Raw genomic sequence first — 8,688 nt, 5'->3', positions numbered from 1 at the left:
CGCCTGGAGATCTGCGCCGAGCTCGGCAGCGACGTGCCGTTCAGCCTGGTGGGCGGGGCGGCGCTCGGGACCGGGCGGGGCGAGAAGCTGGAGGTCCTGCCGGTCGGCGGGCCCTTCCACTGGGTGTTCGCGGTGGCCGACGGGGGGCTGTCGACGCCCGCGGTGTACGGGGAGTTCGACCGGCTGAACGCGGGGGTGGAGGTGCCGGAGCCGGTGGCCTCGCCCGTGCTGCTGGACGCGCTGGCGTCGGGGGACGCCTCCGCGCTGMCGGGGGCGCTCTCCAACGATCTGCAGGCCGCCGCGTTGTCGTTGCGGCCGTCGCTGGCCGCGACGCTTGCGGTCGGGGCGGACGCCGGGGCGCTGGCGTCGCTCGTGTCCGGGTCCGGGCCCACGACGGCGTTCCTCGTCCCCGACGCGGGGGTTGCCGCGGAGGTCGCCGACGCGTTGGTCGCGTCCGGGACGTGTCGCGCTGCGCGCGTGGCGGTGGGGCCTGTGCGCGGGGCTGTTGTGCTGTGACGGTTGTTCGTCGGGTGCGGGTCGGTGGGGGCTGGTCGCGCAGTTCCCCGCGCCCCTAAAAGATTGCGCCGTTCCCCGCGCCCCTGAAGGCAAAAGACTGCGCCGTTCCCCGCGCCCCTCAAAGACAAAAGACTGCGCCGTTCCCCGCGCCCCTGAGGGTGTCCAGGGTGGCCGGAAGGATCATCGCTTCGGGCGGCTACCCTGGAAGGTCGATCGATCCCCCTTGTCAGGAGTGCGATGGCCGTCAATCTGGTCAATGTCGAGGCAGTCAGCAAGGTGTACGGGACCCGTGCGCTGCTCGACGGAGTCTCCCTCGGCGTGTCCGAAGGGGACAGGATCGGGGTGGTCGGCCGCAACGGTGACGGCAAGACCACGCTGATCCGGATGCTCGCCAAGCTGGAGGAGGCCGACACCGGACGCGTCACGCACTCGGGCGGCCTGAACGTCGGCGTGCTCACCCAGCACGACTCCCTCGACCCCGCCGCCACCGTCCGGCACGAGGTCATCCGGGACATGGCCGACCACGAGTGGGCGGGCAACGCCAAGATCCGGGACGTGCTGACGGGCCTGTTCGGCGGGCTCGACCTGCCCGGCTTCCCGCAGGGGCTCGACACGGTGATCGGGCCGCTGTCCGGCGGCGAGCGGCGGCGCATCGCGCTGGCCAAGCTGCTCATCGAGGAGCAGGACTTGATCGTCCTCGACGAGCCCACCAACCACCTCGACGTGGAAGGCATCGCCTGGCTCGCCAAGCACCTGCGCGAGCGCCGCTCCGCGCTGGTGTGCGTGACCCACGACCGGTGGTTCCTCGACCAGGTCTGCACCCGCATGTGGGACGTGCAGAAGGGGGCCGTGTACGAGTACGAGGGCGGCTACACCGACTACGTCTTCGCGCGCGCCGAGCGGGAGCGCATCGCCGCGACCGAGGAGGTCAAGCGGCAGAACCTGGTCCGCAAGGAGCTGGCCTGGCTGCGCCGCGGCGCCCCCGCCCGTACGTCCAAGCCGCGCTTCCGCGTCGAGGCCGCCAACGAGCTGATCGCGGACGTGCCGCCGCCGCGGGACACCAGCGAGCTGATGAAGTTCGCCTCCAGCCGGCTCGGCAAGACGGTCTTCGACCTGGAGGACGTCACCGTGCAGGCCGGGCCGAAGGTGCTGCTCAAGCACCTGACCTGGCAGCTCGGTCCGGGCGACCGGGTCGGTCTGGTCGGGGTGAACGGCGCCGGCAAGACCTCGCTCCTGCGGGCCATGGCCGAGGCCGCCCGCTCGGAGGGGGAGAAGCAGCCCGCCGCCGGCCGCATCGTCACCGGCAGGACGGTCAAGCTCGCCTACCTCTCCCAGGAGGTCGCCGAACTGGACCCGGAGTGGCGGGTGCTGCAGGCCGTGCAGGCGGTCCGCGACCGGGTCGACCTCGGCAAGGGCCGCGAGATGACCGCGGGCCAGCTCTGCGAGACCTTCGGCTTCAACAAGGAGAAGCAGTGGACGCCCGTCGGCGACCTCTCCGGCGGTGAGCGCCGCCGGCTCCAGCTGCTGCGGCTGCTGATGGACGAGCCGAACGTCCTCTTCCTCGACGAGCCGACCAACGACCTCGACATCGAGACCCTCACCCAGCTGGAGGACCTCCTCGACGGCTGGCCGGGCTCCATGGTCGTGATCTCCCACGACCGGTTCTTCATCGAGCGCACGACCGACCGGGTGTTCGCGCTCCTGGGCGACGCGACCCTGCGGATGCTGCCGCGCGGCATCGACGAGTACCTGGAGCGGCGGCACGCGATGGAGGAGGCCGCGGCGGCCCAGGCCCCCGCCTCCGTGACCGAAAAGGGCGGTTCCGCCACCGCCGCGTCGGCCAAGGACAGCCGCGCCGCGAAGAAGGAGCTGCAGAAGATCGAGCGGCGGCTGGACAAGATCTCCGAGAAGGAGAACACGCTGCACGCGCAGATCGCCGATAACGCCACGGACTTCGGGAAAGTGGCGAAACTGGACAGCGAGCTGCGTGAACTGGCCACCGAGCGCGAGGAGTTGGAAATGCGCTGGCTGGAGCTCGCCGACGACGCGTGAACGGCGCGTGAAGAGACGTAACGAGGGCATCACGGGCCGGTTCTCCCTTGGGAACAAGGAGAGATCCGGCCCGGTGTTCGAGCGCTCCACAGTGATAGAAAGAGCCGTCCGGGAACAGTCTCAGGTCTTCCGTCCACCACTGTGAGTGCATCGCCCGCAGCGGTGCGTACCGCAGGGCATGGCTAAAAATCAGTGAAGAGGGGGGACGCGCTGATGACTCAGCCGCCCGAGGGACCGTCACAGCAGGACGGGTCCGGAGCGCCGCAGGACCAGCCGCAGCAGCAGGGCGGCTTCGGCCCTCCGAAGGACCCGCGCGGGGCCACGCCCCCGCCGCCCGCGCCCGGTTACGGCTACCCGCAGCAGCAGCCTCTGACCCCCGCGCCCCGAAAGGGGCGCGGGGAACGGCGCGCCCGGCCCCCACCGGCCGGCAGCCAACAAGCCCCGGCAGGGGACGCGCCCCGAAGGGGGCGCGGGGAACGGCGCGACAAGCCCCCACCGGCCCGCAGCCAACGAGCCCCCATAGGGGCGCGGGGAACTGCGCGACAGGCCCGCACGGGCCGGCAGTCAACGAGCCCCGACAGGGGCGCGGGGAACTGCGCGATCAACCCCCACCGGCCCGCGGTGAACGAACCCTCCGAGGGGGCCGCCCCCGCCGGCCGCCACCGTCACACCGCCGGAGGCCCCTCCGCAGGGGATTCGTCCGGCACCGGCGGAGCCACCGGCCGCAGCCACAGCCACACCAGGAAGAACAGCCCGAGCGCCAGCATGCTCAGCCCCGTCCAGAGGTTGATGTTGACGCCCTCCGCCTTGTCGATGTCGGCGTCGGACGCGGTGATCCCGGCGATCGTCACGATGACGCCGTAGACCACGAAGAGGCCGCCGATGATGCGGCGGATGTCGAACAGCCGGGCCGCGGTGGCCGACTTGCCCTGCAGTTCGGTGACCTCACGGTGGACGCCGTGCTCGGAGTCACCGGGGCGTCCGGAGTGTCCGGGGTGTCCGGAGCGTTCGGAGCTTCCGGAGCGTTCGGGGTTCGTGGACATGGAGATCGGTCCTCCGGGGTCAGAACGAGAAGGGGATGTAGCAGACGGCGGCCAGGACGACGGCGCCCCAGCCGAGCAGCGCCGGCTTGCGGTACCAGGCGTCGTCGCCCTCCCCGGCCGGCTCCTCCATGCCGGGCGAGCTGGTCCCGTACACCAGCCCCCGCAGCTCCGCCTCCGGCTTCGGCGCGGTGAAGAGGGAGACGGCGACCATGACGACCGCGCCGGCGACGAATCCGGCGATCGCGGAGACGAAGTTGGCGCCCTGGTCGGAGGGGATGTCGATGACGCCCTGCTTGTAGAGGACGAAGTAGTTGACCATCGCGGCCGTGGTGCCGGCCAGCAGCCCCCAGAAACCGGACTTCATGGACGCGCGCCGCCAGAACATGCCGACGATGAAGACGACGAACATCGGCACGTTGAAGAAGGAGAACAGCGTCTGGAGGTAGCTCATGATGTTCGAGAAGGAGGAGGCGAGGAACGCCGTGCCGATCGACGCCAGCACGCCGATCGCCGTGATGAGGCGGCCGAAGCGCACGTAGTACGCGTCCTCCTCGTCCCGCTTCACGTACTTGGCCCAGATGTCGTTGGTGAAGACGGTGTTGAACGAGGAGATGTTGGCCGCCATGCCCGCCATGAAGGCCGCCAGCAGACCGGTCACCGCGATGCCGAGGACGCCGTTGGGCAGCAGGTCCTCCATCAGGTACGGGATCGCGTCGTTGTACTGGAGGTCCGAGCCGGGCATGCCGATCTTCGGGACGAGCACGGCCGCGACCAGGCCGGGGATCATCACCAGGAAGACGATGAAGATCTTCGGGAACGCGGCGATGAGCGGGGTGCGCTGGGCCGCGGAGAGGTTCTTCGCGGACAGGGCGCGCTGCACCTCGGCGAAGTTCGTCGTCCAGTAGCCGAAGGAGAGCACGAAGCCGAGGCCGAGGACGATGGTGAGCCAGTTGGCGCCCAGCGGGTTGTCGCTGCCGATGCCGGTGCCGCCCCACGCGGTGGTGAAGTTGCCGCCGTGGCTCGCGGTGAGCGAGTCGGTCAGGCCGTCCCAGCCGCCGACCTTCTTCAGGCCGAGCACCGTCAGCGGGATGAGCGCGGCGAGGATGACGAAGAACTGCAGCACCTCGTTGTAGATCGCGGAGGACAGGCCGCCGAGGGTGATGTAACCGAGCACGAAGGCGCCCGCGACGACGATCGAGACCCACTCCGGCCAGCCCAGCAGCGCCTCGACGACGATGGCGAGCGCGTACAGGTTGACGCCGGCGATCAGGACCGCGGCGAAGGCGAACAGCACCGAGCTGAGCAGATGTGCGCTGCGGTCGAAGCGCAGCAGCAGGAACTCGGGGACGGACCTGACCTTCGACCCGTAGTAGAAGGGCATCATCACCAGGCCCAGGAAGACCATGGCGGGGATGGCGCCGATCCAGTACCAGTGCACGGTGTAGACGCCGTACTGGGCGCTGTTGGCGGCCATGCCGAGGATCTCGGTGGCGCCGAGGTTGGCGGCGACGAAGGCGAGGCCGGTCACCCAGGCGGGCAGCGAGCGCCCGGAGAGGAAGAAGTCGAGGCTGGTCTTCACCGAGCGCCGGGCGGCGAAGCCGATGCCGAGCACGACGACGAAGTAGATCGCCAGGATCGCGTAGTCGAGCCAGTTCGTCGGGAGCCGCAGCTCCGCGGCCAGCTGCACGGAGGCGTGCACGGGGGACGTGGAGCCTGGATCTGTGGGGGTCTGCATACTGCGCTCACTTCATCTTGGTGTTCTTTGTTTGGTTGTGGTGCTGACGCGCGTGGGGGTTTGTGGTTTGATGTGTTTGGTTCTGTTTATTGGTTTGATCGGGTTAGGGATATCGGGTTAGGGATGGGGAGTCCGGCGTGAAGAAGACCTCGACCCGGCTGGCCGACGGTCGTGAGCTCATCTACTACGACACGCGCGACGACACGGTGCGCGACGCGGTGGACCGGCGTCCGCTCGACCGCACGGTCACCACTTCGGAGGTACGGCGCGATCCGCTGCTCGGCGACGCGGTGGCCATCGCCTCGCACCGCCAGGGCCGCACCTACCACCCGCCGGCCGGCGAGTGCCCGCTGTGCCCCTCCCAGGGCGACCGGCTCAGCGAGATCCCGGACTCCTCGTACGACGTCGCCGTGTTCGAGAACCGCTTCCCCTCGCTCGCCGGGGACTCCGGACGGTGCGAGGTCGTCTGCTTCACCTCGGACCACGACGCGTCCTTCGCCGACCTGACGCCGGAACAGGCGGGCCTGGTCCTGGAGGCGTGGACCGACCGCACGGCCGAGCTGTCGCATCTTCCCTCCGTGGAGCAGGTGTTCTGTTTCGAGAACCGCGGCGCCGAGATCGGTGTGACGCTCGGTCACCCGCACGGGCAGATCTACGCCTACCCCTTCACGACGCCCCGAACAGCCCTGATGCTGCGTTCGCTGGCGGCGCACAAGGAGGCCACCGGCGGGGAGAACCTCTTCGACGCCGTCCTGGCCAAGGAGCTCGCCGGTGAGCGGGTCGTCCTGGAGACGGAGCACTGGGTGGCCTTCGTGCCCTACTCGGCGCACTGGCCCTACGAGGTGCACCTGTACCCGCGCCGCCGCGTGCCGGACCTGCTGGCGCTGGACGAGGGGGCGCGCACAGAGTTCCCCCAGGTCTATCTGGAACTGTTGAGGCGCTTCGACCGGATCTTCGGCGAGGACGAGCCCGCGACGCCGTACATCTCGGCGTGGCACCAGGCGCCGTTCGGCACGCTGGAGGAGTTCGACGGCGTGGTACGCGAGGACTTCGCGCTCCACCTCGAGCTTTTCACCATCCGACGTACGTCCGGCAAGCTGAAGTTCCTCGCGGGTTCCGAATCCGGCATGAACGTGTTCATCAACGACGTGCCGCCGGAGACCGCGGCCCAGCGACTGCGAGAGGTAGCGAGTTCATGAGCGGTAAGTACCTGGTCACCGGTGGCGCGGGCTATGTGGGCAGCGTCGTCGCCCAGCACCTGCTGGAGGCCGGTCACGAGGTGACGGTCCTCGACAACCTCTCCACCGGCTTCCGCGAGGGCGTCCCGGCCGGTGCCGCGTTCGTCGAGGGCGACATCCGCGACGCCGCCAAATGGCTCGACGCCTCGTACGACGCCGTGCTGCACTTCGCCGCGTTCTCGCAGGTCGGCGAGTCGGTCGTGAAGCCCGAGAAGTACTGGGACAACAACGTCGGCGGCACGATGGCCCTGCTCGCCGCGATGCGCGAGGCGGGCGTGCGCCGGCTGGTCTTCTCCTCCACGGCCGCGACCTACGGCGAGCCGGAGACCACCCCGATCGTCGAGACCGCGCCGACCCTCCCCACCAACCCCTACGGCGCCTCCAAGCTCGCCGTCGACCACATGATCACCGGTGAGGCCGCCGCGCACGGGCTGGCCGCCGTCTCGCTGCGCTACTTCAACGTGGCGGGCGCGTACGGCACCAGCGGCGAGCGGCACGACCCCGAGTCGCACCTCATCCCGCTCGTCCTCCAGGTCGCCCAGGGCCGCCGCGAGGCCATCTCGGTCTACGGCGACGACTACCCGACGCCGGACGGCACCTGCGTCCGCGACTACATCCACGTGGCCGACCTCGCCGAGGCGCACCTGCTTGCGGTCGCCGCAGCGCAGCCCGGCGAGCACCTGATCTGCAACCTCGGCAACGGCAACGGCTTCTCGGTCCGCGAGGTCATCGAGACCGTCCGGCAGGTCACCGGGCACCCGATCCCCGAGGTCGCGGCCCCGCGCCGGGCCGGCGACCCGGCGGTCCTCGTCGCCTCGGCCGCCACGGCCCGCGAGCGGCTCGGCTGGAACCCGTCCCGCGCGGACCTCGCGGGAATCGTCGCGGACGCGTGGCAGTTCGCCCAGGACATCGCGAAGGCGGAGGGGCACTAGTGGGGACGCGGGAAGCGGCCGAGCAGGTCCGGGACGGTTTCGAGCGGCTGTACGGGACGGCGCCCGGGGGGATATGGGCGGCGCCCGGCCGGGTCAACCTGATCGGCGAGTACACCGACTTCAACGAGGGCTTCGTCATGCCGCTCGCCCTGCCGCACACGGCGGTGGCGGCGGTCTCGCGGCGCGACGACGGCGTGCTTCGCCTGCACTCGGCCGACATCGAGGGCCCGGTCGTCGAGCTGCACGTCGACGGCCTCGCGCCGCTGACGAACACCAGCTGGGCGGCGTACCCCGCCGGGGTCGTCTGGGTCCTGCGCGAGGCCGGGCACGCCGTCACCGGCGCGGACGTCCACCTCGCCTCGACGGTCCCGACGGGCGCGGGCCTGTCCTCCTCGGCGGCGCTGGAGGTGGTGACGGCGCTGGCCCTGAACGACCTCTTCGAACTCGGCCTCACGGGGCCCGAACTGGCCCGGATCGCGCAGCGCGCGGAGAACGACTTCGTCGGCGTGCCCTGCGGGATCATGGACCAGACGGCGTCCGCCTGCTGCGAGGAGGGGCACGCCCTGCACCTCGACTGCCGCGACCTGTCGATCCGGCAGGTCCCCTTCGACCTGCCCGCGCAGGGGCTGCAGCTCCTCGTCGTGGACAGCCGCGTCAAGCACGCGCTGGGCGACGGGGCGTACGCGGAGCGGCGGGAGGGCTGCGAGGAGGGTGCGCGGCAGCTCGGCGTGCCCTTCCTGCGCGACCTCGCGTACGAGGACCTGGACGAGTCGCTGGCCCGCCTGTCGGACGAGCGGGTGCGGCGGTACGTGCGCCACGTGGTCTCGGACGACCACCGGGTCGAGCAGGTCATCGCGCTGCTCGACGCGGGCGACGTCCGGGGGATCGGGCCCCTCCTGACGGCCGGTCACGTCTCCCTCCGCGACGACCTGCGGATCTCCTGCCCGGAGCTGGACCTCGCCGTCGACACGGCGAACGCCGCCGGGGCGCTGGGGGCGCGGATGACGGGCGGCGGCTTCGGCGGCTCGGCGGTCGTCCTGGTCGAGACCGCGGACGCCGACACGGTCACGAAGGCGGTGCAGGAGGCGTTCGCGGCGGCCGGCTACACGGCACCGCGCGTGTTCCCGGCGGTCCCGTCACAGGGCGCACGCCGCCTGAGCTGACGCCCCGCC

6 protein-coding genes and 1 pseudogene are annotated in these 8,688 nt (G+C 70.7%); 5 read left to right on the top strand and 2 right to left on the bottom strand.

Annotated features, from left to right (window positions below):
* Both FGF04_RS29375 and FGF04_RS29370 read left to right on the top strand, forming a co-directional pair.
* Positions 1–516 (top strand): annotated as a pseudogene (locus FGF04_RS29375) (4-(cytidine 5'-diphospho)-2-C-methyl-D-erythritol kinase); the annotation flags it as partial.
* A gap of 237 nt (positions 517–753) precedes the next feature.
* A complete protein-coding gene (locus FGF04_RS29370) occupies positions 754–2,568 on the top strand; it encodes an ABC-F family ATP-binding cassette domain-containing protein (protein ID WP_149514315.1) in 1,815 nt (604 codons plus the stop codon).
* Positions 2,569–3,233: 665 nt separating this feature from the next.
* Here the strand turns inward: FGF04_RS29370 and FGF04_RS29365 are convergent.
* A complete protein-coding gene (locus FGF04_RS29365; RefSeq protein WP_235882550.1) occupies positions 3,234–3,611 on the bottom strand; it encodes a hypothetical protein in 378 nt (125 codons plus the stop codon).
* A 19-nt stretch (positions 3,612–3,630) separates the two neighbouring features.
* The gene (locus FGF04_RS29360) at positions 3,631–5,346 is read right to left on the bottom strand and encodes a sodium:solute symporter family protein (RefSeq protein ID WP_149514314.1); all 1,716 of its coding nucleotides are present in this window, start codon (positions 5,344–5,346) and stop codon (positions 3,631–3,633) included.
* Between the two features lie 137 nt (positions 5,347–5,483).
* Here FGF04_RS29360 and galT point away from each other — a divergent pair, with 137 nt between their 5' ends.
* From galT to galK, 3 genes are read left to right on the top strand one after another with little or no spacing between them, the layout of a single operon-like run.
* Positions 5,484–6,545, top strand: a complete 1,062-nt coding sequence (gene galT / locus FGF04_RS29355) for a galactose-1-phosphate uridylyltransferase (protein WP_149514313.1) — start codon at positions 5,484–5,486, stop codon at positions 6,543–6,545.
* Entirely contained in the window at positions 6,542–7,516 is a 975-nt protein-coding gene (galE, locus tag FGF04_RS29350) for a UDP-glucose 4-epimerase GalE (RefSeq protein ID WP_149514312.1), read from the top strand. The genes galT and galE overlap by 4 nt, the downstream gene beginning before the upstream one ends.
* The gene (gene galK / locus FGF04_RS29345; protein ID WP_149514311.1) at positions 7,516–8,679 is read left to right on the top strand and encodes a galactokinase; all 1,164 of its coding nucleotides are present in this window, start codon (positions 7,516–7,518) and stop codon (positions 8,677–8,679) included. Before galE ends, galK begins: the two co-directional genes overlap by 1 nt.
* Positions 8,680–8,688 lie beyond the last annotated feature (9 nt).

It is taken from the genome of Streptomyces apricus, assembly GCF_008369065.1.
Lineage (GTDB): Bacteria > Actinomycetota > Actinomycetes > Streptomycetales > Streptomycetaceae > Streptomyces > Streptomyces apricus.
The sequence above is the reverse complement of the archived record's forward strand: the minus strand, read 5'-3'. Positions and strand labels throughout refer to the sequence as shown.

What these genes read in the sequence shown, in the direction of transcription:
- FGF04_RS29360 (WP_149514314.1), bottom strand. Translation starts at nt 5,346, where the DNA reads ATGCAGACCCCCACAGATCCAGGCTCCACGTCCCCCGTGCACGCCTCC.
- FGF04_RS29365 (WP_235882550.1), bottom strand. Translation starts at nt 3,611, where the DNA reads ATGTCCACGAACCCCGAACGCTCCGGAAGCTCCGAACGCTCCGGACAC.
- FGF04_RS29370 (WP_149514315.1), top strand. Translation starts at nt 754, where the DNA reads ATGGCCGTCAATCTGGTCAATGTCGAGGCAGTCAGCAAGGTGTACGGG.
- galE (WP_149514312.1), top strand. Translation starts at nt 6,542, where the DNA reads ATGAGCGGTAAGTACCTGGTCACCGGTGGCGCGGGCTATGTGGGCAGC.